The organism is Roseobacter sp. N2S, from assembly GCF_031454055.1.
In the GTDB taxonomy this organism is placed as follows: domain Bacteria; phylum Pseudomonadota; class Alphaproteobacteria; order Rhodobacterales; family Rhodobacteraceae; genus Amylibacter.
On the sequence record NZ_JAVDQB010000003.1, the window covers coordinates 20,535 to 43,547 of the forward strand.

General features: G+C 56.3%; 25 protein-coding genes. 21 read left to right on the forward strand and 4 right to left on the reverse strand.

Annotated elements, in window-relative coordinates; translation table 11 throughout:
- Nucleotides 1-344: 344 nt before the first annotated feature.
- The 3 genes from GGE09_RS09230 to GGE09_RS09240 all read right to left on the reverse strand — a co-directional run bounded on the left by GGE09_RS09230 (nucleotide 345) and on the right by GGE09_RS09240 (nucleotide 1,334).
- The gene (locus GGE09_RS09230; RefSeq protein ID WP_309745825.1) at nucleotides 345-671 is read right to left on the reverse strand and encodes a hypothetical protein; all 327 of its coding nucleotides are present in this window, start codon (nucleotides 669-671) and stop codon (nucleotides 345-347) included.
- A complete protein-coding gene (locus GGE09_RS09235) occupies nucleotides 668-967 on the reverse strand; it encodes a hypothetical protein (protein ID WP_309745826.1) in 300 nt (99 codons plus the stop codon). The genes GGE09_RS09230 and GGE09_RS09235 overlap by 4 nt, the downstream gene beginning before the upstream one ends.
- 106 nt (nucleotides 968-1,073) lie before the next feature.
- Entirely contained in the window at nucleotides 1,074-1,334 is a 261-nt protein-coding gene (locus GGE09_RS09240; RefSeq protein ID WP_309745827.1) for a hypothetical protein, read from the reverse strand.
- Nucleotides 1,335-2,214: 880 nt separating this feature from the next.
- Here GGE09_RS09240 and GGE09_RS09245 point away from each other — a divergent pair.
- A complete protein-coding gene (locus GGE09_RS09245; RefSeq protein ID WP_157888370.1) occupies nucleotides 2,215-2,679 on the forward strand; it encodes a hypothetical protein in 465 nt (154 codons plus the stop codon).
- A gap of 39 nt (nucleotides 2,680-2,718) precedes the next feature.
- Nucleotides 2,719-6,405: a calcium-binding protein gene (locus GGE09_RS09250; protein WP_157888371.1), complete on the forward strand. Its 3,687-nt coding sequence runs from the start codon at nucleotides 2,719-2,721 to the stop codon at nucleotides 6,403-6,405.
- Nucleotides 6,406-6,686: 281 nt separating this feature from the next.
- Here GGE09_RS09250 and GGE09_RS09255 read toward each other — a convergent pair whose 3' ends face one another.
- Nucleotides 6,687-7,370, reverse strand: a complete 684-nt coding sequence (locus GGE09_RS09255; RefSeq protein WP_309745828.1) for a S24 family peptidase — start codon at nucleotides 7,368-7,370, stop codon at nucleotides 6,687-6,689.
- Nucleotides 7,371-7,432: 62 nt separating this feature from the next.
- Here GGE09_RS09255 and GGE09_RS09260 point away from each other — a divergent pair, with 62 nt between their 5' ends.
- From GGE09_RS09260 to GGE09_RS09350, 19 genes are all read left to right on the forward strand, one after another.
- The gene (locus GGE09_RS09260) at nucleotides 7,433-7,693 is read left to right on the forward strand and encodes a hypothetical protein (protein ID WP_309745829.1); all 261 of its coding nucleotides are present in this window, start codon (nucleotides 7,433-7,435) and stop codon (nucleotides 7,691-7,693) included.
- A 77-nt stretch (nucleotides 7,694-7,770) separates the two neighbouring features.
- Nucleotides 7,771-8,073, forward strand: coding sequence for a hypothetical protein (locus GGE09_RS09265; protein WP_309745830.1), 303 nt, complete (start codon nucleotides 7,771-7,773; stop codon nucleotides 8,071-8,073).
- A gap of 133 nt (nucleotides 8,074-8,206) precedes the next feature.
- Nucleotides 8,207-8,818 carry a hypothetical protein gene (locus tag GGE09_RS09270; RefSeq protein ID WP_309745831.1) on the forward strand — a complete coding sequence of 204 codons (612 nt, stop codon included), beginning with the start codon at nucleotides 8,207-8,209 and terminating at the stop codon, nucleotides 8,816-8,818.
- Nucleotides 8,819-9,052: 234 nt separating this feature from the next.
- A complete protein-coding gene (locus GGE09_RS09275; protein WP_309745832.1) occupies nucleotides 9,053-9,640 on the forward strand; it encodes a hypothetical protein in 588 nt (195 codons plus the stop codon).
- Nucleotides 9,637-10,299: a hypothetical protein gene (locus GGE09_RS09280; protein ID WP_309745833.1), complete on the forward strand. Its 663-nt coding sequence runs from the start codon at nucleotides 9,637-9,639 to the stop codon at nucleotides 10,297-10,299. Before GGE09_RS09275 ends, GGE09_RS09280 begins: the two co-directional genes overlap by 4 nt.
- 174 nt (nucleotides 10,300-10,473) lie before the next feature.
- Complete coding sequence (locus GGE09_RS09285; RefSeq protein ID WP_309745834.1) at nucleotides 10,474-11,106, forward strand: hypothetical protein; 633 nt, start codon at nucleotides 10,474-10,476, stop codon at nucleotides 11,104-11,106.
- A gap of 149 nt (nucleotides 11,107-11,255) precedes the next feature.
- A complete protein-coding gene (locus tag GGE09_RS09290) occupies nucleotides 11,256-11,846 on the forward strand; it encodes a terminase small subunit (protein WP_309745835.1) in 591 nt (196 codons plus the stop codon).
- Complete coding sequence (locus tag GGE09_RS09295) at nucleotides 11,846-13,954, forward strand: terminase gpA endonuclease subunit (protein ID WP_309745836.1); 2,109 nt, start codon at nucleotides 11,846-11,848, stop codon at nucleotides 13,952-13,954. The genes GGE09_RS09290 and GGE09_RS09295 overlap by 1 nt, the downstream gene beginning before the upstream one ends.
- A gap of 5 nt (nucleotides 13,955-13,959) precedes the next feature.
- Nucleotides 13,960-14,166 (forward strand): phage head-tail joining protein, encoded by a 207-nt coding sequence (locus GGE09_RS09300; protein WP_309745837.1) that lies wholly within the window; start codon nucleotides 13,960-13,962, stop codon nucleotides 14,164-14,166.
- A 3-nt stretch (nucleotides 14,167-14,169) separates the two neighbouring features.
- Nucleotides 14,170-15,639 carry a phage portal protein gene (locus tag GGE09_RS09305; protein WP_309745838.1) on the forward strand — a complete coding sequence of 490 codons (1,470 nt, stop codon included), beginning with the start codon at nucleotides 14,170-14,172 and terminating at the stop codon, nucleotides 15,637-15,639.
- Nucleotides 15,623-17,725, forward strand: coding sequence for a head maturation protease, ClpP-related (locus GGE09_RS09310; RefSeq protein ID WP_309745839.1), 2,103 nt, complete (start codon nucleotides 15,623-15,625; stop codon nucleotides 17,723-17,725). Before GGE09_RS09305 ends, GGE09_RS09310 begins: the two co-directional genes overlap by 17 nt.
- 108 nt (nucleotides 17,726-17,833) lie before the next feature.
- Nucleotides 17,834-18,160 carry a DUF2190 family protein gene (locus tag GGE09_RS09315; RefSeq protein WP_309745840.1) on the forward strand — a complete coding sequence of 109 codons (327 nt, stop codon included), beginning with the start codon at nucleotides 17,834-17,836 and terminating at the stop codon, nucleotides 18,158-18,160.
- A 3-nt stretch (nucleotides 18,161-18,163) separates the two neighbouring features.
- The gene (locus GGE09_RS09320; protein WP_309745841.1) at nucleotides 18,164-18,496 is read left to right on the forward strand and encodes a hypothetical protein; all 333 of its coding nucleotides are present in this window, start codon (nucleotides 18,164-18,166) and stop codon (nucleotides 18,494-18,496) included.
- On the forward strand, nucleotides 18,489-18,935 hold the full coding sequence (locus tag GGE09_RS09325; RefSeq protein WP_309745842.1) for a hypothetical protein: 447 nt from the start codon (nucleotides 18,489-18,491) through the stop codon (nucleotides 18,933-18,935). Before GGE09_RS09320 ends, GGE09_RS09325 begins: the two co-directional genes overlap by 8 nt.
- A 22-nt stretch (nucleotides 18,936-18,957) precedes the next feature.
- The gene (locus tag GGE09_RS09330; protein ID WP_309745843.1) at nucleotides 18,958-19,389 is read left to right on the forward strand and encodes a phage tail tube protein; all 432 of its coding nucleotides are present in this window, start codon (nucleotides 18,958-18,960) and stop codon (nucleotides 19,387-19,389) included.
- A 52-nt stretch (nucleotides 19,390-19,441) separates the two neighbouring features.
- Nucleotides 19,442-19,807, forward strand: a complete 366-nt coding sequence (locus GGE09_RS09335; RefSeq protein ID WP_309745844.1) for a GTA-gp10 family protein — start codon at nucleotides 19,442-19,444, stop codon at nucleotides 19,805-19,807.
- Nucleotides 19,808-19,839: 32 nt separating this feature from the next.
- The gene (locus tag GGE09_RS09340; RefSeq protein ID WP_309745845.1) at nucleotides 19,840-20,160 is read left to right on the forward strand and encodes a phage tail assembly chaperone; all 321 of its coding nucleotides are present in this window, start codon (nucleotides 19,840-19,842) and stop codon (nucleotides 20,158-20,160) included.
- Complete coding sequence (locus GGE09_RS09345; RefSeq protein WP_309745846.1) at nucleotides 20,160-22,373, forward strand: hypothetical protein; 2,214 nt, start codon at nucleotides 20,160-20,162, stop codon at nucleotides 22,371-22,373. Before GGE09_RS09340 ends, GGE09_RS09345 begins: the two co-directional genes overlap by 1 nt.
- Nucleotides 22,373-23,002: a hypothetical protein gene (locus tag GGE09_RS09350; RefSeq protein WP_309745847.1), complete on the forward strand. Its 630-nt coding sequence runs from the start codon at nucleotides 22,373-22,375 to the stop codon at nucleotides 23,000-23,002. Before GGE09_RS09345 ends, GGE09_RS09350 begins: the two co-directional genes overlap by 1 nt.
- Nucleotides 23,003-23,013 lie beyond the last annotated feature (11 nt).

Consider the following 23,013-nt stretch of genomic DNA (forward strand, 5'->3'; position numbering starts at 1 on the left):
TTTGGGGGGGATTGAGAGCAACTTTTGACATGCAAATAAATTGGAGGGCGCTCAGTTTCTTAAGTTTGCGATCCGTCTGCGCCAGGCGTCAAAGTCTGAGCGGAGGGCTTGGAATTTGTTTTGTGCTGATCGTTCATTATTCAACTGACTGCGACTGGTGATGCCACAACAGTCGCGCAGAAATTGTGCTGTCGCGCTTGGACTGAATTGCTGACCTGGCAGACCGCAGCGGGTGGCTGCAAACCGCTGGAACCGATCGTCGTTGCTCAACATCCCTGCCTGCTGGGCGCAAGGTAGATCGTTGAAGCGGCGCCGTGGCTCGGTGCTCTTGTGTTTCGATGTGATCATTGCAAAACCCGCCGCTGTGGCTGCTGGGGGCCGCTATCGATTGTTGGCAAAGGCTCCCCTGCGATTTCCAGCATGCAATGGGCTGCCTTGCACCAATTACGGACCACGGCTTGCTTGTTTTCGCCTTGTGCGAAGACATTGTAGACAGTGATGGCCAGCGTTGCGTCAGCTGTCCAACTGCCTTGCTGGATCGGATCTATGATCTGCCCGCCAGTTTCAATCGCGGCGTTGGCCAGGAAGTCCCAACGCTCGGTGGGCGTATCTTTCTGGTCAATGCGATCGAGAAGGTCTCGGACGATAGTGAAGAGGGGGAGCTGGGTCATGTCGGTTCACCTGAAAGTTCGAATAGAACAGCCGTTGCTGCCCGCTTGCCGACCCGTCTCGCGAGGTTCTGAGTGACCATGTAGTTGGCCGTGGTGCAGCGGGATGCGTTTGCAGGGCCGACCGTGGTGGCGATGTCTTTGCTGGTGAACGGACCACCGCGCCACTGCGCGATGAATTGCTCTGCCCGCTCTTGATTGTAGCTTTTAAACTTGAACGTGTTGATAGGTGCCGACGGCATTTTGTGACGCGGTTTGTGCCCTTCGGCCTTGGCCAGTTCCAGCATGCGATTAGTCATAGGTCACCGCCTTGCCGGTCGAAGGCCGCTAGTAGTTTGTCAAAGACTCCGCTGTCAGCAATGGCTGCCAGAAAGGGCAGGGAGCAGGTGGAGAAGATCAGGGCCATCATAGCGCCACCTGTGAATGGCTGGCGGCGTACTGGAGCTGGAATTGATCCCAACGCTGTTGCGTCATGAGGTGATCTGTCGGTGTCCCGAGATAGTTAAGCACCTGCACGGCATCTTGAATGATCTGGATCGGATGCTCGCAAGGATTTGCCATAACTATCCGGGCGTTTGATAGGGCGCGGAAAATCGCGCGTTGCTGTTTGCGGACGCGGTCTCGGCTTACTGCTGCATTTGGGTGTTCTATGATGATCGCGGTCATGCCAGTGCCTCTTGTATGGATAAGAGGTTAGTAGCGATTATCGCTACTTTATGCAAGTGGAATTGTTTCGTTTATCGCTACATAGATTTTGAAACTGATTGACGTGCTTGGCTTCTGCCAGCTGCAGACGGAAGAAAATCCTTTCAAGAGCGAAGTGGTGCGTCCTTAATGGGGAACAGGTCAGTAGTGAGCTTGATCCTTCGGCCTGAAGTATCTGCCTTGTGAATATAATGGCAATATCCGCAGGTACCTTCTAGGTACGCAATGGGGGCTGCGGTTCGCTCCATAACGAAAACTGACCGCTATCAGCCCGAAGTGGACCTGCTTGTTTGACACATAGGGCGGGAAGCGGCCCTTCGCTGCGTTCGCGAAACTTGGTTTTCGCTTATGAAGAAGCGGACGTTCGGCAGCACGCGATGTTTCCAATTGCAGCGAATGGCAGTAAAGAGCCCAATTTGCGTTTTACTGCGTTGCCGCGAATGTCAGTTTCATACAACCCGTGCTTGAAATCAGGCTCCATAACAAAATGTGAACATCGCGGTGCGGGACATATGTTAACCAACTAAGGGTTGAATGGAGGTGATGATGTTGAAGCTTTTCAGGACGTCAGAGAACTTCAGTTTTTGGGTGTTGGCTTGTTCTCTAAATCATCCACAAAAGGAAGAATATTGTTTGAGTCGGTTTTCAGAAGTTCAGTTGCATCCAAGTAATATGCGACCTCGAGCAGTCATCCGGCTGGATCGTTGAAACGCTCTGGGGTGGGGTTTTTAACGCCGTACATACGATCTTTGAGGTAGATACGTGAGTCTGGAGGGTAAGGGCGCTAAAAATCACGTTTGACAATCCTCAACTTTAGATATTCATTTGCCATGAAACTTGTATGTTAGGAAAAAAATTGCGTCGACGTGGGATATTTTTGTTCGCAAGAAAAATCTTTCTTCTAAAATTTTTGCTAATGGGTGCTTGCCTTGTACTTGCTGAGAAAGTGAGTTCAGAAGTAAATATTCTAAAACCTGATTTTGTCGATGAAGTCGTCAAAGTTACTAGCTTTGGAAATGTAGTTTTTAAAAACCACGGTGAAATTCGGCTTTGGGGTCTGATCACCGAACCAACCAAGTTACGAACGCATCTCATTCATGGCCGATACGCATGCTTTTCATTAGAAAAATCTAAAGTGATTTTCGCCAAACAAAAAGAAGTCAACGCAGCAATATGTACTAATATTGATCCGATTTCAGGGCAGGCCAAATCTATGTTCTCGCTTTATAGCAAACTATTCGCGGTAAATTCAGCTCGGGAATATTGCCAAGAAACAAAGAATTATTTTGGGTCCTGTTCAGAATAATTAGAACCATCAAGTTTCATATTTAAGAAAGCAATTTTCATGGCACTTCAAGATGTACTAAACAAAATTCAGATTTCATCAAACGGACCGCCAGGATCGGACAACTCGTTTCAAATAAAGGCGACGGCAGTTTTAACAAACCTGTATGAGAATGGTGGAGCAGAAGCTCGCCAAATGCTAGATGGAATTGCTTCTAGCAGTAGAAATTATCTTATACAGTTTACAGATAACAATGCTCGTGCTGACATCGGAGTTAACAATGAAAATGGTTTAGATACCCATGTTGTTTCTATCGACTTTGAGTGGGTGGAGCAGGAATTCCTGTTCATTGATCAAAATGGCGTTGCAAAAAACATCAGTTCTGAATCTGTTTTAGCACATGAGTTAGCACATCTACATTTTGGAACCGATACAGTTGCGAATGATGACGATCCTGACGGACAATCACCAAACGAAATAAGAGACGCGTTAACATTGATGGACGCGAGTGGTTTTCCTGTACATAAAGGTTCTCAAGTATTATTAGAGAACAGCGTTCAATTGGCACTTGACGAGGGGTCAATTCGAGTAAGCTATCGCGGAGCTTCAACGAACTCTGGCGTTGACACTCCGAATGGCAATGCTTCAACAGAATTAGAAATTGGCTACGACTATACTCCTTTAAACGAGCAAACATTTGATATCGTGTTCGTAGATTCGACCAACAATATTAACGACGCGTTCGCCAATCTCGATCTAGGAAGTTTCTCATCAACTGTTGAATATCTTATCGTCCTTGGCACTGCTGACAACACCATCACCGGCAATTCAGCCAACGACATTTTGCACACTGGCAGTGGCTACGATGTGATCTACGCTTCACTTGGGAGCGATTACGTTAATGGCGGCGATGGTGTAGATATTCTAAGTTATCTGTCTCTAATCAACAGTCCCTTGGGGGCACGCCAGACAGGGATTTCGGCAAATATTACTGGTTTGAATGCAGCAGTATCAGACGGCTTTGGGGGCACAGATATTGTTCAAAAAATAGAGCAATATCGTGGGACCAATTTTGATGACACTTATTCTCTCAGCGGGAAATTTTCAGAATTTGTTAACGAAACTGGGAACGTGCAAATTACTCTGTCCGCTTTTGGTAATACATCTGTTGGAGATACAATTGATGCGAATGGCATGACTGAAACTGGTGGTGTCTTGATCAATCTTGGCCCTGGTTCGACCAATGGCTATGTGTCAAAAAATGTTGCACTGGAAAATGTTGATTTCGCTAACACTGTAACTCTTAACGATTTCGAAAACGCTATTGGCTCCGACTACAACGATGTGATCATTGGCAACGACGGCAACAATGTTTTGATCGGCGGTGCGGGTGCCGATAAAATTGATGGCGGTGGCGGGATTGATGTCATTCGGTTTGACCCAAATAGCGCAGGGGTGACAATAGAACTTCTTCCGTCATTGCCAACCCCTCCTGGTGTTGACCCCTTTGGTGGGCCAACTGCGTCTGGCGGAGATGCAGAAGGTGATCTTTATATCAATATTGAAGCAGTGCTTGGCACAAATAACGTTGATACATTCAATATTAATGCTGGCGGATTTATTTATGCTGGCGGCAGCGGAAACGATGTTTTCGAAATTAACACTAACGGTTTGGGGCCGGCGATTGTTTGGGGTGGCGGTGGGGCAGATACATACCGCTTCAACACAGCGGGTGGCGAAAACGCCGCCATAATGACCGTCAATGTTTCAAACCTGACAGAAGAAAACTTCCATCTGTTTGACTACAATGATTTAGGCCTGCCTTCAGACTTTGATTGGTCAGAAATTGATGCCATTATTTTGAATGCTGATAGTACTGATCAGATTGTCATGGACTATGGCCACTTCGAACGTGTTCTAGGCACAACAACGGTTCAACAGACAGTTACAGAAATTTCCTCTGGCGAAGAATATGGGAACTTTGATCACCTTACTCAACTTGATCTAAATTACTCAAACAACTTTGAACAATTGGTTGCTCAATACACTGCAAGCTTTCTGGGCTCGACTAACTTTAGCGTCTTCGCAGCCGCCGCCAGTTATGGAGTCTTTACAGTCAGAGAATATATCGATGACAGCGGCGTTCATTACGTGAATGCGGAAGATTACAATTTTGCAGACACGCTGAACCTTTCTACTGCCAACTTTATGAGTGCTTGGGTTGATCCGGGAAACGGCGGTCACAGATTTCGGGAACTCAGCTGGTTAACCTATTTGGTGGATCAAGATGGTGAACGAATTGATATGTGGCCGGGCAGTGACGACCCGTATCAGATAGGTGTCGAGAACTTTAGTGAAATCCCAGCGTTTTCTGATGTTGAGGATATCGGAAACTGGTTCATCCTTGGCGGCTCTTTAACCGGAACCTCATTGGTTACGACTGGTGAATTTAATGTCACACTCCCAACGATTGGTGAAATAGAAACAACCGTGCCAGAGATACCAAATCTCGAAGGCGGTGATGACTCTGGAACTGTGGCTGGATCATCTGGAGACGACACGATCGGAGTTGGTTTCATGGATGCAGGCGGTGATACAATCACCGATGAATATGCAGAATTTGTAATTGAAGCGGGCGAAGGCGACGACAATATTACATTGACACGAAGTGTAGATAGCGAGTTCTACGGGGGCGATGGGAACGATACGATCAATGTTCATTACAGCAGTGGTGCAACGTTCTACGGTGGTGAAGGCAATGACCGTTTGTTCTTAGGTGTGCGTGAAAACGAAGCCTTTGGTGGTGCTGGCGATGATTTGATATCGGGGGCTCTGAGCCACGGATCTGGCCACACGATGACAGGTGGTGAAGGAACGGACAGCTTTGTGTTCACCAATGCAGGAACGGCAGCCACCATCAGCTTGATTACCGACTTTGAAGTGGGTGTAGATAGCCTAACGGTTGATGGTCGCATCCTGAACGCAATGCACATCAACCAGATCCCTGCCGAATTCCAATACGCCCACAACAGCGATGGTAATCTGGTGATCAACTTCCAAGGCACGGCAGACGGCTTTGTTCACACCATCGAGCTTGATGGTGTCACAGCTGCGGACTTCTTCCTCGCAGAACGCATTGAGCAGCGCACTTGGGATGGTACGTCAGGCGACGACACTATGGGCATTGGCTACACGGATGCTGATAGCGACATCATCACTGATGAATACTCAGAGTTTTTTGTTTATGGCGGTGACGGTAACGATAATATCAACTTCCTGCGTAGTGTGGACAGCGAGTTCTATGGTGGGGATGGGAATGATACGATCAATGTCAAATACAGCAGTGGAGCAACCTACTACGGTGGCGAAGGCGATGACCGCTTGTTCCTGAATGTACGTGAAAACGAGGCTTATGGCGGCGCAGGTGACGATTTGATCGTGGGTGCCCTAAGCCACGGCTCAGGACATACCATGACAGGTGACGAAGGGGCTGACAGCTTTGTGTTCAACAACATCAAGCATAAAGCGACAAGCAGCGTTATTACCGACTTCGAAGTCGGTGTGGACAGCTTGACAGTTGGCGGCCAGGAATTGAACCTGTTTCAAATTGATGCCCTGCCCACTGGCTTCCAACACACCCACAATGGGGATGGTGATTTAGTTATTAGTTTCCAAGGCACTGCCACTGATTACGTGCACAGTATTGAACTAGATGGGGTGACGGCTGATCAGTTCTTCATGGCGTAGGTGCCAGCGCTGCTGCGTTCCTTTGGGCGCAGTAGCCCTTATATGTTTACCACTCGACCCGCATCCGAAAGCGGACCTTGGTCTTTGTTTCGGATGGGGTCGCTTTGTCCACAAAGCAGACCTCAGGCATGCTAAAATTCTACATGATGCACGAATGTCCGGTTTAAGGAAGCTGCGCCGCAGCGCCCGACATTGTTGTGAAAGGCAGCTAAGGGCCGTTCGCGTGACTTTACAAAGGTCGCTGTCTGCGCTTAGCTGTCGTTCCAAAATACGCGAGCCAGTCAAATTCGTTTTGCGAGTTCAGCCGGAAGGTGAAGCCTGACCCGAGCGGCCCATTTTAGTTTTATATTATGCTGATTGTCAGCGCTGGGGTTCAAAGAAATGAGGTTGAAAAGCCCAGGTTCCGATCCCATGCGTACCTGTTTGACCCAGCCCATTCCGTTGCTGTCTTCGCAGACACATCTGTGCCCAATCACATCTATCGGCACTCCGTCAGGGGTGTCGCGGGTGTAGAAGAGCAGGTCCCCATCCGAATAGACAGGTTCCATGCTGTCACCAACGATCTCGACGGCTACAATGCCGTGCGAGGACAGTTGTGGCGGACATTCAACCTGTGGGCCATCGCCTTTTTCATAGGCGTCAAAAACAGGAACCATTGCACCTGCACCTACTTGTCCAGCGACGGCAACGGTGGGCCGTTCAGTCTCATTGGGTAGCGGAAAGCCGGTGATCTCGGAAATCGACAGCATTTCCTCGGCTGATATTTTTCGGCTTCCGAGAACCATTTTGTTGATGACGGATCGGTCCACCTGTTTCTGTACCAATCTATCCAATTTTGCCGCTAGAGCTGATTGGCTCAGGCCGGACGAATTCAGTGCGTTGGCCAGCCAAACGTTTAGCTCGGAATAGGGAAGGTTCTTCGTATCTATCATGCTAAGGAGAGTAGCGTTTGTGAGAAAATTCATCTGTAATGAAATTCGCTACAAATTACCTTGCTTGATGTAGCTATAATCGCTACACGAGTTTTATGGAACCAGCTACAAAAATCATTCTGGCCCTCGGAGGCCCAAAAGCAATTGCTGAAGTGGTCGGTGTTCATCGAACCCGCGTTTCGATGTGGCAAGCACCACGAGAACGAGGCGGGACTAACGGAATGATCCCTTACAAGCACATTAGAAAGATTATGGAAATGGCTCGGGGGCTTGATGTTGATCTTCGCCCAGAAGATTTCATCCCGCCGTCCGGAGAACCGGATCAGGCTGATAAAACAAAAGGGGCCGCGCAATGACTGCGGCCCCTTCTGCCCTTTCGACTGTCCATTCCAATACTCTGTCCCACTCACAAGGACAGCATAGGAGTAAACAGTTGGAAAAGTCTTTCAGAAAAAAATCACATAAAAACAATAATTTGGATCGGCACACAGTTGATGCAGACCTTGCATGGGTCGGCAAAGCATTGTGGCGGGCCTTGCCTGAAGCGCAGTCGGAAAACGAATTGTGCGAGTTGGCTGCCCAGGTGCTGAGCACGGCCGATCACACCGTCACACCGCGCACAGTGAAGAACTGGGTGCGCGGGGATAATACACCGCATTTTCGCTATATCCGCTCCATTTTGGTGATGGCGGGGGCTGAGGCGGTATTCAATTTGATCGACGCGGAGGCAGCATGATCTTTGGGGGCAAAGTGTTCTGGCGGATAGCCGGGCGGTTCTATCACAAGCGGTCGCAGCGCAGTTTGCGGCTGCACGGCTTGTTTAAAGAGCGATCGGAAAAGTTTTTCCAACGGGTTAAGGGGCAGGGATAATGGCAGTACCAGCGGTGAAACTTTTCGATGCGGGCGGCCTTGAAGACTATCCGATCTCTGCCAGTGATCGACTGGATTCTCATTATTTCCTGCAATGGAACCTGAAACGCTGGCGGGGCAGTGATTTCCGCAAGAAGGCCGACCCGGAGGTTGGCTGGTTTGGCATGCAGCTGTTCTTTGTGGCCCAAGACGGCGCGCCGATCGGGACATTGCCGTGTGATGACCGGATGCTGGCCTTTGATTTGAACCTGCCTCTGGAGCGATGGCAGTCCCTTATGAAACGGGATGTCACGCCGCTTCATAATTGGACGCGAGTGCGTTGTGACAATGGCGAAATTAGATATGCCCATCCGGTTGTGACAGAGGTGGCGCAAGAGGCGCTGAAATCCAAAGTGCGCAATTCCGAGCGGGCCGAGTTGCGCAAGCTGAACAAACGCCTGTCGGATCTGCGGGACAAGGTCACGGCGGTTGGCGCCAAACATCTGCTGAAGAACCCGAATTTTATCGAGCGGTTTAATGATTGGCTCGAGCAGCACCATGACGGTGTCCAGCGCCGCGAGCCGATGATCCGCGAGACGCTAGACCAGTTTATGGCGGAGTTCTCCGCATGACCTGTTCTGTGATTTTCCGTGACGGTCACGGAACAGTCACGGAATGTCACGGAACAATCACGGAAAAACACGGGGTTTTACGGGGTTGGATAGGCGGTTTCCTTTTTTTTGTCCGGTTTTGGTGACCGTTGAAAAGAGAAGAAACGAAATGAAAAGAAAAGACACAGCCGGAACCCGCCAGAAACGGCAGCGGCGGTGGAGAGTTTGGACTTGCTGAGAAAAAGGACAGTGGCAATGGAAACGGCAGAGCAGACAGAGACGGGTGCGGCGCGGGTGAAGCGGGTGGTGCTGGAGCCTTTGGCGGAATTGGGATTGGCACGACCTGCGGGGATGTCGGCGGCATTGTTCGAGAAAGCCCAAAGCGGGTTTGCCAATAATCTGGGGTATATGTCCGAAGAGGGGTTGCTGAGTTTGCGCCTGTCGATCGAGGGCAATCTGCTGGGCAAAAACAAAAACCGCTGGATGGATCCTGCGACGGTTTATGCCTGGGCCCGTTCCATCGAGCCGGAGCCTGCAACCGAGCCCGAGTTGGTGTTGTCGTTTCTGCGCAGTCGGGCGGGCGAAGAGGCCCTGCGCGGTGGCTATGCGGCTGAGTTGCGCAAATATCTGAGTAAATACCGCAGACCGCCATTGCCGAACTTTCTGCACCGCCTCGGCGTTGAGGCCGAGGCAAATCAAAGCCGCGTGGTGCGCATTGAAGAAAACCGCGCCTGCGGGCGGGCGCGGCCCGAAGAGCTGAATTGGCTGAAGTCCTACCGGAATGCCCAGTCGATCGCCAAAGGCCTCGTTGAGGAAGGTATTGCCAAAAGGGCCGAGGCATGAACATGCGCGTGCAGATCAAAGGTGGCGGTGTTGCGCAGCCCAATGGCAAAAAGCAGGTCAGCATCCGCCAACTGGTGGAATGGGCCTTCCAACGGGAGTTTGCCCAAATTGACTTTGACAGCGAGCGGCGCTTTGGGGCGGAGCCTGCGCCGTCGTTTGGAATGGAATATCTGCTGTTGGAGCGCGCACGGGTCGGCTGCAGCATCGATGGCGGTGGCCGCTCGGAACCGCACCATGACGCGGAACTGGTCTCGGCGGCGCTGTCGGTGCTGCCTGTGGCGCGGGGTGGTCGGGGCATGGCGGTGCAGATTGCAGAACTGGCGCGGGTTGGGGCGGTGCCCGATTACATGCCGCGGGCGCACCCTCATGTGGAACCTGTGGAATGGCGCAGCCATTGGCGGGGGGATTTTGCCAAGACTGTGAAACTTCGTCGAGAAACCTACACGGTCGCAAACAGAACGCGGGCGGTGGATGTCTACTGGTGCCCGATCCGCTATGTGAACACTGCGGGCGAAGTGGCTTCCGCGCGGCGGAATTATCTGGACTGGTGGGCGGCGCTGGATGAGTTGCGGTATACGTTCCAGGCGGGGCGGGATTTGATTGCCTATGAGGTGACGGATGCCATGCCGACACTGATGCCGTGGAAAAAAACATCTTGACCACACACTAGGAAGCTTGCCATAAAGCACGTGACCGAATTGCGCCCGCTGGAGTGATCCAGACGGGCGCTTTCTCTTTTTGGCCTTCCAATTCACCAACGACACCGCGACCGCCCTCGGCTGGGCCTTTAAGCTTAGCTGCGTGCGTATCGGTGTCTGGGGATCAAAACTCACATGCTACAGATGTCCATTGATACCCGTGCCATAGAGCGCCGGCTGAACAGCCTTGCCAAAACCCAGCTGCCCTTTGCGGTGGCGCTGGGGATCAATGATGTGACGGGGCAGATTGCGGCGGCCGAGCGGACCACCATGGGGCGGGATCTCGATCGCCCGACGCCGTTCACTCAGCGCGGCCTCAGCATTGAGCGCGCTTCAAAGCGCAAACTGACAGGCATCGTGCGGTTTAAACCCATCCAAGCAGACTATCTGGCGACCCAAGCGACAGGCGGCAAGAGACGCGCAAAGAAGCGGGCGGTGCTGGTGCCCGTGGGGTTGCGGGTGAACAAATACGGCAACCTGCCGAAGAATGCGGTCAAACGCGCGCTTGCCCGGCCCGATACTTTCTCGGGCAAGGTGCGGGGTGTGGCGGGGATTTATCAACGGCCAAAAGGCGGCGCCCGGCGGGGGCGGGGGGGTGTCGGTGCAGCGGCAAACACCAAAGGGCTGAAGCTCTTGGTGGCCTATAAAGCCAGCGTATCTTACAGGCCGCGCCTGAAGTTTGTGCCGCGCGCCCATCGGCTGGCGGATAGAGAGATTGGTCCTGCGATCGCGCGTCGGTTGCGGCTGGCTGTTCAAACCGCGCGGTGAGATTGGGCTAAAGCCATTGGGTCCTTCCGGGGCCCGGGTGTCACGGGGGTAATTCGCGCCCCGTGCTTTTTGTGTGTTTTGGAAAATTTTGAGGGGAAGATTAGGGTTGGTGTTGTTGTTGTGCAGACGCCCTGACGGAAAGGGCGATCATGACACCTGCACCTCCTGAACCTCTGCTGAACCGCGGGCAGATTGCCCAGTGTTTTAACGTCTCGGAAAACACCATCAACAAATGGGTCGGCAAGGGCATGCCGGTGGAGACTGAAGGCGGCAATGGGGTCGCCTATGAGTTCCGGTTCTCCGAGTGCGAGCAATGGTTCAAAGAGGCCCAGAAGGCAGCGGCGGCTGAGAAAGCGGCGGCCAATGAGTTTGTGGCACAGCGCCGCATGGAATTCCTTGGCGTTGAAAAAGACGATGCGCGGGCGGGGTTTACGCCGGCGCAAATGCGCGAGCTGGCGCAGGCCGAGCTGGTCTGGATGCAGGCGGCAAAACAGCGGGGCGCTTTGGTTCCCACAGATGAAATGGTCGAGCTGCTGGACACTGTCTTCTCGGAAATGCGCGCGGGGCTCGATGGTCTGCCCGATTGGTTGGAGCGGGAGTTCTCGCTGAGCGGGGAAGGGGTTGCGGCGGTGATCAAATACAACGACGGGATCCTGCGCGCGGTGCAGCATGCCATCAAAGAGGCGGCACTTTCCTCTGTGATTGAAGGGGATGATCCGCTGGAAGACGGGTTTTTGTGATGGTGACGCTTCCCGATCGCCAGGCGGGGGAAATCCCCGAGCTGCCGCCGATGCCCCCTCATGCCAGTGCCGCCAGTGTTCTGGTCCAGGCGCTGCCGTCCCTGTCACCCGCCACGCGGATGGGTGTGGTGGACGCGGCCGAGGCCAATATGAAGGTGAACGCCAACGGACGCTGGGCGGATTTTGATCGCAACACCACGCCGTATATGAATGAGCCGAGTGATATGACCAACTCGCGGCTTTACCGTGAGGTGATCTTTGCGGGGCCTGCGCGGGCGGGCAAGACCGTGATGTTGCTCGCAACCGTCAGCCACCTTGTCATCTGCGATCCGGGGATCTGTCGGATTGTGCACATGACAGAAAACAGCGGCGCGCAATGGGTTGATGAAGAGCTGATGCCGATGATCGAGAACAGTCCCGAACTGTCCAGGCGGCAAGGGCGCGGCCGCTCCGATCGCAATATCCTGAGCAAGAAGTTCATCGGCGGGGCCAAAGTCTTGATTGGCGCACCCACAAAGAACTTCCTGTCGGGCAATACCACGCGGGTGGTGCTGTTTACCGATATCGATCGGATGGCGCTGAACATCGGCAAAGAGGGCTCGCCTTTTGCCATGGGGGCCAAGCGCACAGAGACTTTGGGATCGCGGGGCATGACGGTGGCGGAGGCCTCGCCCGGCCATGTGATTACCGATCCGGGCTGGCGGGCAAAGACGCCTCATGAGGCACCACCCTGTGCGGGGATCCTGGATCTCTACAATGGCGGCACGCGGGGCCGCTGGTATTGGGATTGCCCGGAATGCGGCGCGGCCTTCGAGCCGCGATTTGAACGGCTGCGCTATGACAAGACGCTGTCTCCGGCTGAGGCGGGGGCGGCGGCTTATATGCTCTGTCCGCATCATGGCTGTGTGATCGAGCACAGTCAGAAGATTGCGCTCAATCGTTCAGGCTATTGGCTCCACGAAACCCCCGAGGGCGGGCTGGCCCGTTTAGACAGCGGCGCTGTGCTCAAATCCGATCGGGTGAGTTATCACCTCAATGGCGCGGCGGCGAGCTTCGCCTCCTGGGCCCGTCTGGTCAGCAAATATGAAACCGCGCTCCAGTCTTACAAAAACGGCGGCGATGAAAGCCCGCTGCAGGTGACGATCAACACAGATCAGGGGATGCCCTATTTGCCCCGCGCCATGAGCGATGAAGGGGCGCTGACAGTGGAGGGGCTGCGGGCTTTGTGCCAGCCGCTTGCCCAGAAGATTGCACCGGACTGGGCAAGGTTCCTGATCGCTTCGGTGGATGTGCAGGCGCATTATTTTGAGGTGCAGATCACGGCCTTTGGTCTGGATGGCCGGCGCGCGATTATCGATCGTTATCCGATCAAAGATGCCCCGGAAAGCGCACCGGGGGCCGCGGGGCGGTTGCTGGAGCCCCATACCTATATTGAGGATTGGGATGCGCTCTTGCCAATCCTGGACGCGGTCCATCCGGTTCAGGGCCAAGACTACGGGCTGCGGGTGATGGCATTGGCCTGCGACTTCCACGGCAAGCCCGGGGTATCTGATCGCGCCACGGCCTTCTGGCAGAAACGGCGCAAGCTGGGCGAGACCTCGAAGTGGTTCTTTGTACGGGGGCACGGCGGCTTCAAAGTGGAAGGGCGGCAATGGTACCGCGCGCCGGTGCGGGCCAGTGATGGCAAGCCGGCGCGGGATATCAAGCTGCTGAATATTGCCACCGACAAACACAAGGATACGACCTTTGCCAGCCTGTCGCGTCCCGATGGCGGGGCGGGGGCGCTGATCCTCGGGCAGTGGATGTCGGATGATCAGTTGAAAGAGTTCACCTCCGAGATGCGCAGCGACAAAGGTTGGGTGAAACGGCCCAATATGCCGCGCAATGAAAGCATCGATTTGAGCGGATATGCTCAAGCCCTGGCCGAGCACAAAGGCCTTTTGAAACTGGACCCCACCAATCCCAAACCCTGGGCTCTCGGCGGTCTGGAAAACACCTATGCGGTGGCGCTCACGGATCCGTCTGGCTCCGAGATCCCACCCGCAGCACCCGTTCACGCAACCGAGCGACCGCGCAAACCGCCGCGGCGGATAACCTATTTGGATTGAGACTTATGGCGACTTACACGGATGCGGATCTTAGGGCGATCAAAGCAATGATTGCGGGCGGCTTAACCCAAGCGATGATTGCGGGCGAGATGGTGCAATACCGCACTCTGGCGGAACTGCAGAAAATCCAGCGGTTGATCGAGGCGGATTTGGCCACAGCGAAAAAGCCTGCCTTTCCGGTGCGCTATGCGGCCACGGATCGGGGGCTGTAACTTATGAAACACTTCACCAATGCCACGATGTTTGACCGCGCGGTTCTGGCGGTCTCGCCGCTTCGGGGTCTCAACCGGATTGAAGCGCGGGCCAAAGCCAATATCCTGATGAACTATGACGCGGGCGGCAATGGCCGCCGGCTGAAAAGCTGGCTGAAGCCTGGCACGGATGCGGACGCGGCGAGCGGTCTGCGGGGGACCATCCGCCAACGGGCGCGGGATATGATCCGCAATGCGCCGTTTGCCAAACGGGCCCAATCGGTGGTCACCAACAATGTGGTGGGCTCGGGCATTGCTCCTTCGATCACGGCCAAAAGCAAAAAGGCCAAAGCCGCGGCGGAAGCGGTGATCCTGCCCTATCTACAATCAACGGATTTTGATGCGCAGCGGGCGCTCGATCTGGCGGCGATGCAAACGGTGGTCTGCAACAGTGTGTTTGAAAGCGGGGAAGTGCTGGTGTTGCGCCGCACCTTGTCCCCGGGCGATGGGCGTGCCGTGCCACTGGCGATCGAATTGCTGGAGATCGATCATCTCAACACCACGGTTCTAACTTGTGGCTCCAATGAGGTGCGCGACGGGATTGAAGTGAATGAGCAGGGCATTGCGGTGGCCTATCACATTTATGCGCAGCACCCGGGCGCGGCCACGCGGCGGATCACCCGCAAAACCACCCGTGTGCCGGCGGCCGATGTGCTGCATATCCGGCGGATTGATCGCCCCGGCCAAATGCGCGGCGTGCCCTGGTTGGCCCCGGTGATGCTGACCCTTGGGGAAATGCGCGACTATCAAGAGGCGCAGATCCTCAAGCAAAAGATATCAGCCTTGTTAGCTGGCGTGGTTGAGGCGGGAGACGATGGGGTGCCCAAAGATCAATCGGGCCTCGATCAGCTCGCACCCGGGGCGTTTGTTTACACAGAGGCGGGGCAGAAGGTCACCTTCACGGATCCGCCTGCGGTCAATGATTATGACGGGGTGATGCGCCTGGGGCTGAGTGCGGTCGCCATGGGCATCGGGATCACCTATGAAAGCCTGTCCGGGGATTTGCGGGGGACCAACTTTACCTCGTTCCGCGCGGGGCGGTTGGAAATGGATAAGAACATCGAGACCTGGCAGCAGCAGGTCCTGATCTCGCAGTTCTGCAGAGGGGTGGGGCGCTGGGTTTTGGATGCCTTTCGGCTCACAAACAGTCGGGCAGTTGCAGCCGTTGGGATCGATTGGACGGCGCAAGCTCGTGCGCTGGTGGATCCCAACAAAGAAATCCCAAGCATCATCAAACGGATTGACGGCAAGCTGACCAGTCTGCAGCGGGAACAACGTCGCCTTGGGCTGGATCCGGATGTGATTGCCCGCGAGCGGGCGGAAGATGAGCTGCGCTATCCTGAACCGGAAGAACCGGTTGCGGGGGATCCTGCGCCCGAAGAAACCCCACCGAAACCCACTCCAAAGGAGGTTCCTGATGAGCCTAAGACTTAAAGCCGGAGAGCTTCGGCTGTTCGGCACAATTGTAAAAGACGAGTATATTTGGCCCGAGGATACGGGCTTTTTTTCTGCGCAAATGGTGCTGGACGCGCTGGCAGAGACGCCCGGCGATGTGACGCTTTATGTGAACTCGGATGGCGGGATGCCCTCGGAAGGGGAAGCGATCCGCGCGGCCCTTGAGGCGCATCCTGGCAGAGTCACTGTGAAAGTCACCGGCAATGCCCATTCGGCGGCCTCGCTGATGATCATGTCAGCGGATCATATTGAAATGTCTGCGGGCTCTTTGATGCTGATCCATGATCCTTCGGTCTATGCCAGCGGCAACGCAGCCGAGTTGACGGCGGCGGCCGCTGAACTGGATGTGATGGCCGATGCCTATGCCACGGTTTACGCGGCCCGTGCTGGCATCAGCTTGGAAGAGGCCCGCGCGATCATGAAGGCGGAAACCATGCTGGGCGCGGAGGCGGCGGTTGAAGCTGGCTTTGCCGATGCGGTGACCCGCTTGCCTGAAATGCAAAAAGCCCAATCTCCCGGCGATCGGACGGCTGCTTTGGCGGCGATCACCGTTGCCATGAGCCGCGCTCGAGAAGCGCAGATGAAATTTGAGGCGGCAGATGACCCACGCCTCGAAGCTGGTGAAAGCCAAACAACCGGCCAAGAGGCCAATGAAACCAATGGAGATCCCATGCCAAATAAAAATGTAACCCCGCCTGTTGTTGCGACCCCAGTTGTTGCGGCCGCGCCTGTTCAAACCCCTGCACCTGCGGCTGTGCCCGCACCAGTCGCCGAGCCTGTCATGCAGGCCGATGCGGTTGCGGCCGATCGTCTGCGGATCAAAACCATCCGGATGAACGCCAAGCCCTTCAGCGCGCACATCAGCGAAGCCGAGATCGATCGTATGTGTGACGAGGGCACCAGTGTGGCCGAGGCCAATCAGGTGATCATGAATGCAGCGGCGGCCGCACAGCCGCGCACCACGCGGGTGGATATCCTGCGCGATGAGACTGACACAAAAGTGGAAGGGATGATCGGGGCGCTGATGCACCGCGCCAATCCGCGCATGCATGCTCTGGAAGGTCCGGCGGAAGCCTTCAAAGGCCTGCGGGTGAAATCCCTTGCCATGCATCTGGCGGCGGGGGGACGCGGCTTTAATGACATTGAGACAGTCCGCGCCGGTCTGCGGGGCACGTCCCTGATGTCGGGGGCCCTGGGCGTGTCGGATTTTGCCTATATCACCACGGAAGTGATGAACCGGACCCTGCGCGCAGCTTATGAGCACCGCGCGGCCACCTGGCAGATGATCTCGCGCATGCGCACGGCGACGGACTTCCGCGAATTGCATTCCATTGCGGCGGGCGGGGATTTCCAACTGAAGCCTGTGGGTGAAAACGGCGAATATCTGCAATCCAGCATCACCGATGAGGGGCAGGGCCTGCGGCTGGCCAAATACGGGCGCAACATCAACCTGACCTTTGAGGCGATCATCAATGATGACATGGGCGTGTTTGAACGTCTGCCGGGGGATTTTGCCCGCGCGGCGGGGGTGCTGGAGAGCAAAATCGCCTGGGGCGCGATCCGTGACAACGCCAAAGTCGGGGATGGCATCGCGTTGTTCCATGCGGATCATAAAAACCTCGGGGCCGCGGGTGCCATTGCGGTGACCACCGTCGGGGACGGGCGCGCGGCCATGTATCACCAGCGGCCTGCGGGCTCGAAAGATGCCGATGACTTCATCTCTGTGACACCGGATCTGTTGTTTGTGCCCCCTGCGCTGGAAACTGTTGCAGGGCAGTTTGTGGCGCAATCCACGCCCACCAAAATGGCGGATACCAATCCGTTTAACGGCACCATGCGCCCGGTTGTGGAAGCGTCCTTGTCTGCGGCGGCGGGGGGGTCGGACAGCCGCTGGTATCTCTTTGCCTCGGATATGCCGGTGCTCGAGCATGCCTTCCTCGATGGCTATGAAGCCCCGACTGTGATGACCAAAGAGGGGATGAACCCCGACGGTGTGAACATGGTGGCGCGCCATATCTTTGCGGCCACGCCTGTTGAGTTCCGCGGCGCGTATCGCCGCGGTTAAGCCTGACGGCCAGCTGAGGCCGAAACCCTAAACCTGCAAAGAGGCGTCCCAATCGGGCGCCTTTTTGCGTTCTTCCCTTCCTTCAACCTGAACACAAGGACTTCTCTTATGAAAAACTTCATTCAAACCGGCGCGAATATCTCCGTCATTGCGGCGGCCGCCGCTGATGCAGGTGATCCTGTGCTGATGGGTTCGCTCTTTGGCGTTGCCACAAGTGACGCGGCTATTGGCGAGACCGTTACCCTGGTGCGCACGGGCGTGTTCGAGCTGCCCAAAACGTCGGCGCAAGCCTGGACGGTGGGTGCCAAGATCTATTTTGACGGCAGCGCTTGCACGACTGTGGTCTCCACCAACAAGCTGATCGGCGTGGCGGTGCAATCGGCGGCCGATCCCTCTGCCACCGGCATTGTCCTGCTGGACGGGGCGGCGCGCTAAGCCATGCAAGGCCCTTTCCTTGGTGTCGCCGCTGCGCTGGCCCGCGCATTTGGCGGCACCGTGACTTTGCATCCGGACACAGCAGAGGCGCGCGATGTGGTGGCGGTCTTCCGCCAGGTGCCGCGCCGCGTCGATGGGCACAACGGGGTTGAGATTGAAACCCTTGTGCCGGTGTTGCGCGCGCCACGCTCGGTGCTGGCGGATCTCAATGAGGGCGATCTGATCGATCCTCAAGACGGGCAGATCTATCGCTTTTTGTTTTGTGAGGAGAGCGCCAGCCCGGCTTCGGATGCACTGGTGACAGCCCAGCTGGAAGAGGTGTCCTTGTATGAGTGACACTTTGGTAGCCAAAGAGATCCGGCATCGCTTCAAAGTGGCGTTGAGCGCGGCCGACATCGCGGTGGAGTCTGTGCCGGTCACGGTGCTGGAGACAGCCCCAACTGGCTGGGTGGTTCCCGAGGACAAACTGCCCGCACTTTATGTCTTCGCCTCGGGCGAGGCTCTGTCTCATGACGCGCTCAGCGAGGTCACACGTCAGCTTTTCCTGGATGTGGTGCTGATGGCGCGGGGCGGCGGCGATCCGATGGACGGGCTGGATGATCTGCAGCTGGCTGTGGAGCAGATACTGAGTGCTGCGGGCGGGTTTGGTCTTGCCCGCAGTCTGCGGCTGGTGTCGGTAGAGATCGCCCAAAATCAGGGGGCGTTGATGATTGGCACCCGCTTGATGAAATACGAGATCACTTACGGCGTGACGCCGAATGATCCTTCTCTTTAACCTTTAAAACTGGAGTTCGGCTATGCCCGTAACAAGCGCCACAATTGGCATGAAAGCGACCTTTTCCATCGGCGACGGTGTGGATGGGGGATCCACCACTTACACCAAAGTCGGTTTTGAAATCACCACGATTACCTCGCCGGGGATGACCCGGGAGACCATCGATGTGACCCATCTGGACAGCGAAGATGATGCGCGCGAGTACATCGCGGGCCTTCTCGATACGGATCCTGCGACCATTGCGTTTAACTATAACGCGTCGGCCACGGATGCGCTGTATGCGGCGATGCTTGCGGGCAAAGGCGACTTCCGAATTACTTTCCCGAATGGGGTAAAGATGGATTTTTCCGGTATTGCGCAAAGCTGGAAACCCGGCGATCCCTCGACCACCACAATGGCGGGCGAGTTCACGGTGAAACCCTCCGGCATTCCAACCCTGACGGCGGCCTCTTAATCGGGCGCAGCGCTTCCGACTTATCCCCAAAACAGCTTCGAAAGGCCCTCTCATGGGAAACAAATTGCGCGGTCAGATCACGACCGAATTTGACGGTGAAAAGATCAATCTGACCCTGTCCACAAATGCCATCTGCGAGTTGGAGGCGGTTGTGGATCAACAAATCCATGTGTTTCTCGAGCGCTTTGAGGAGGTGGACACGGTGCGGATGAAAGATCTGCGCCTGATCTTCTGGGCTTTGATGCTGGAAGAGCGCCCCAAAGCCACACTTAAGGACGCGGGCAGACTGATTGACGGGCTGCGCGGGGATCACCAGCGGATCATGACGGATGCCATTGTGGCGGCCTTTCCGGAAGAGGACGGGGACGGTGGCGACAGGACAGACGGTGATGCGGGGGCAGACGCGCCGGGAAAGTAGAGGGCGCGTCCAAAGGCTGGGACTGGCTGGAGTTGCAGCGGGTCTATGTGGCCTTCGGGCTCGATCCCGAAGGGTTCTGGCGCCTCACCCCGCGCGAGTTGGTGGTGCGCCTTGAAGGGGCGCGCCGTCGCTTGTTGAGCGAACAGGACGGGCGGGTCTGGCTGGCCTGGCATGTGGCGGCATTGTCGCGTCAAAGCAAGCTGCCGGATCTGGCGAGCCTGCTGCAAGCCCACAGCAAAAAGCCAACCCAATCCTTGCAAGACCAAGAGATCGGTCTGGACCAGTTGTTTCTGGCCTGGGGCGGGGATCCCGCGCAACTCGCGGATGTGCGTAAATTAAGGGAAGAGACCTGATGGCAAATCAGAACATCGGAAAACTTGGCGTCTCGATCGGGGCGGATACGTCGGATCTGGCGCGCGGGATCGGGCGGGCCAAGGCTTTGATGGGCAGCCTGTCGCGGGCGGCCAAAGTGAGCGGCGTTGCGGCGGGGGCGGCTTTTGCGGCGGCGTCGGCGGGTATGGTGGCGATGACCAAAGGCGGGCTGTCTGCGGTGGATGCGCAGGCCAAAATGGCGCGCTCGGTGGATGGCACCATTGACGGGCTGCGGGCCTTGCAGATTGCAGGCTCGGATGCGGGTGTCGCTGTGGGGGAAATGAACGGGGCGGTGCAGATGATGGGCAAACGCCTGGCGGAAGCCGCGACCAAAGGCACGGGGCCTGCGGCCAAGGCTTTGAAAATGCTCGGGCTCGATGCGCGCACCTTGATGGATATGGATGTGGATGCGCGCTTTGGGGCGATTGCCGATCGGATCAATGACATGGGCATGAGTGCCCAAGATGCGGCGGGGGTGATGCGGGAATTTGGCGTGCGCTCCAATGAGGTCTCGCTGGCCTTGCTGCAAGGCTCGGGGGCCATTCGCGCGGCGCGCACAGAGGTGCAGAAATACGGGCTTAGCATGTCCGGCGACATGGCGGCGGGGGTTGAGGCGGCCAATGATGCGCTGTCTCGGGTGAGTTTTGTCTTTGAAGGGATGCGCAACCAGCTGGCGGTGGGGCTGGCGCCGGTGTTGCGGGAGTTGGCGGTGAACTTCCAGGCCGCCAGTGTGGCGGGCGGTCCGTTGCAAGCGGCGGTGTCCATGCTGGTGGAGGCTTTTGGGGAATTGGCCAGGGCTATTCTGGACCCGGCCTTTATCGAGGCGGCGGCGGTGTTTGGCACAACCATTGCGCGGGGTGTTGCGGCCCTGTCTCGGGGGCTGGTGGCGTTGATTGATCATGCGGAGATTGCGGGGGCGGCAATGATTGCGCTCGGGGCAGCCATGGCGTTCTTCAACGGGCCTATTGGGTTGGCGGTGGCGGCCGTCGCGGGCGGCGTATTTCTTTTGTCCACGCGGCTGGGGGAGAATGCCACGGCGGCGGATGAGGCAACAACGGCTGAAAAGGAATTGCTTGCAGCATTGGAAACTGTCGACACTGCCAACGGCGATGCTGTGGCATCCGGGCGCGAATTGATCGCAACTCATATCTCACAAGCGCGCGCGGCGATCACGGCGGCTCAGGCTGAATATGAACTTGCGCGCGCTGAGACGGATCGCGCGGTGCAGCAAGCCAAAATGCGGCGCGAGGCGATGCCCGGCAACCTCTTTGCGGATGATGAGGTTGCGCAGGCGGAGGATGATGCGGCGCTTGCTGCTGAGGTGTACAGTCAGATGATTGCGGATCGGCAAGCTGATCTTGAACGGCTGCAAAAGGTGATGCAGGGTTTTGAAATGAGCCAATATCCCGCACGCGGCACGCGCCCGGCGGGGGCTGATAATGGCGGTGGCAGTGGCGGTGGCGGGGATGATCCGCTTGGCGTTTCCAAATTAAACACGGATTTGCAAAAGTTGATTGCTACCATTGATCCGGCGGCCTCCAAAGCCAAGCAGCTGGCAGCGGCGATGCAGTTGTTGACCAAAGCCAAGCAGGAAGGCGTGATTACGGATGAGGAGTACATTCTGCGCGCCAAACAGATCAATGAGGCCTTTGGGGAAACGCCCAAGCTGGCGGGTGCGGCCGCCGCTGGCGTGAAATCCGTCAAAGACACGCTGGACGATGCGGGCAAAGCCGGCAGTACCATGGCGGAGGATCTCAATGGGGCCTTTGGCAACCTGATCAGCCAGATCGAGACCGGGCGGGACGCCTTGGTGGGCTTTGGTCTGGAGATTGTCAAAATCCTCGCCGTGCGTGGGATTTCCAAGATCTTAGGGGGGGATGACTGGTTCTCCGGCAGTCTGATCGGGAACAACGCCCTTGGCACAGACAATTGGCGCGGTGGTCTGTCTTGGGTGGGGGAGCGGGGCCCCGAATTAGTCAACCTGCCGATGGGGGCGCAGGTCATTCCCAACAATAAGATCGGCAGCATGGGCGGGGGCGGTATGCGCTTTAGCTATGCGCCCAATATTGATGCGCGGGGGGCTTCGGTGCAGGCGGTGCAAGAGTTGGATCAACGGATGCGGGCGGATGCGGCGCAGTTTAACGGCAAGGTGCAACAGGCGGTCCTGAAGGCACAATCGGGAAGGAAGTTGTAATGGCGGATCCGCGGTCTGATCTGTTTGATCTCTGCACCATTAAGACCACCACCTTCTGGCCGTTGTTCCGTCAGGAATTGAGCCGCACGGCGGGCGGGGTGACGCAAGCCAAAGATCTGGGCTCGGCCCTGTGGCGGGCCAGCTATACCACGGCACCGGCGCGCATTGCGGATGCAGCTGCGATCGAGGCGGCGTTGATCTCGCTCAACGGATCGGCACGTTCATTCTTGGCCCATGATCTGCGCCGGCCGTTTCCGATCGCCCATCCGGGGGGCTATGGCGGTGCTCTGTCGATCTCAAATCTCTATTCTGAAGATGCCTTCAGCATCCAGCTGACCGCAGCTGATGGCGGGTTGGATCTGCGCCCGGGGGATTACATCGGGTTTGAGTATGGGCCGCGCCCAAGCCGCGCGCTGCATATGATAGTGGAGGCGGGCAAGATCGTGACGCCCGGGGCCTCTAAAAAGTTCAAACTGCGCCCTGCGTTGCGCCCGGGCGCGGAAATTGGCGCTGCGGTCACCGTTAATCGCGCCGCCTGTGAGATGATCCTCGAGCCTGGTCAGGGCGCGCCGTCCCTGGCGGAGGGGCGCACCTCGTCGCTCAGCTTCACGGCCATCCAAATCTTGTAAAACTCTAACAT

What these genes read in the sequence shown, in the direction of transcription:
- GGE09_RS09255 (WP_309745828.1), bottom strand. Translation starts at nt 7,370, where the DNA reads ATGAATTTTCTCACAAACGCTACTCTCCTTAGCATGATAGATACGAAG.
- GGE09_RS09345 (WP_309745846.1), top strand. Translation starts at nt 20,160, where the DNA reads ATGGCAAATCAGAACATCGGAAAACTTGGCGTCTCGATCGGGGCGGAT.
- GGE09_RS09350 (WP_309745847.1), top strand. Translation starts at nt 22,373, where the DNA reads ATGGCGGATCCGCGGTCTGATCTGTTTGATCTCTGCACCATTAAGACC.
- GGE09_RS09315 (WP_309745840.1), top strand. Translation starts at nt 17,834, where the DNA reads ATGAAAAACTTCATTCAAACCGGCGCGAATATCTCCGTCATTGCGGCG.
- GGE09_RS09240 (WP_309745827.1), bottom strand. Translation starts at nt 1,334, where the DNA reads ATGACCGCGATCATCATAGAACACCCAAATGCAGCAGTAAGCCGAGAC.
- GGE09_RS09260 (WP_309745829.1), top strand. Translation starts at nt 7,433, where the DNA reads ATGGAACCAGCTACAAAAATCATTCTGGCCCTCGGAGGCCCAAAAGCA.
- GGE09_RS09290 (WP_309745835.1), top strand. Translation starts at nt 11,256, where the DNA reads ATGACACCTGCACCTCCTGAACCTCTGCTGAACCGCGGGCAGATTGCC.
- GGE09_RS09285 (WP_309745834.1), top strand. Translation starts at nt 10,474, where the DNA reads ATGCTACAGATGTCCATTGATACCCGTGCCATAGAGCGCCGGCTGAAC.
- GGE09_RS09320 (WP_309745841.1), top strand. Translation starts at nt 18,164, where the DNA reads ATGCAAGGCCCTTTCCTTGGTGTCGCCGCTGCGCTGGCCCGCGCATTT.
- GGE09_RS09270 (WP_309745831.1), top strand. Translation starts at nt 8,207, where the DNA reads ATGGCAGTACCAGCGGTGAAACTTTTCGATGCGGGCGGCCTTGAAGAC.
- GGE09_RS09330 (WP_309745843.1), top strand. Translation starts at nt 18,958, where the DNA reads ATGCCCGTAACAAGCGCCACAATTGGCATGAAAGCGACCTTTTCCATC.
- GGE09_RS09280 (WP_309745833.1), top strand. Translation starts at nt 9,637, where the DNA reads ATGAACATGCGCGTGCAGATCAAAGGTGGCGGTGTTGCGCAGCCCAAT.
- GGE09_RS09305 (WP_309745838.1), top strand. Translation starts at nt 14,170, where the DNA reads ATGAAACACTTCACCAATGCCACGATGTTTGACCGCGCGGTTCTGGCG.
- GGE09_RS09250 (WP_157888371.1), top strand. Translation starts at nt 2,719, where the DNA reads ATGGCACTTCAAGATGTACTAAACAAAATTCAGATTTCATCAAACGGA.
- GGE09_RS09230 (WP_309745825.1), bottom strand. Translation starts at nt 671, where the DNA reads ATGACCCAGCTCCCCCTCTTCACTATCGTCCGAGACCTTCTCGATCGC.
- GGE09_RS09310 (WP_309745839.1), top strand. Translation starts at nt 15,623, where the DNA reads ATGAGCCTAAGACTTAAAGCCGGAGAGCTTCGGCTGTTCGGCACAATT.
- GGE09_RS09335 (WP_309745844.1), top strand. Translation starts at nt 19,442, where the DNA reads ATGGGAAACAAATTGCGCGGTCAGATCACGACCGAATTTGACGGTGAA.
- GGE09_RS09235 (WP_309745826.1), bottom strand. Translation starts at nt 967, where the DNA reads ATGACTAATCGCATGCTGGAACTGGCCAAGGCCGAAGGGCACAAACCG.
- GGE09_RS09300 (WP_309745837.1), top strand. Translation starts at nt 13,960, where the DNA reads ATGGCGACTTACACGGATGCGGATCTTAGGGCGATCAAAGCAATGATT.
- GGE09_RS09325 (WP_309745842.1), top strand. Translation starts at nt 18,489, where the DNA reads ATGAGTGACACTTTGGTAGCCAAAGAGATCCGGCATCGCTTCAAAGTG.
- GGE09_RS09295 (WP_309745836.1), top strand. Translation starts at nt 11,846, where the DNA reads ATGGTGACGCTTCCCGATCGCCAGGCGGGGGAAATCCCCGAGCTGCCG.
- GGE09_RS09275 (WP_309745832.1), top strand. Translation starts at nt 9,053, where the DNA reads ATGGAAACGGCAGAGCAGACAGAGACGGGTGCGGCGCGGGTGAAGCGG.
- GGE09_RS09245 (WP_157888370.1), top strand. Translation starts at nt 2,215, where the DNA reads ATGTTAGGAAAAAAATTGCGTCGACGTGGGATATTTTTGTTCGCAAGA.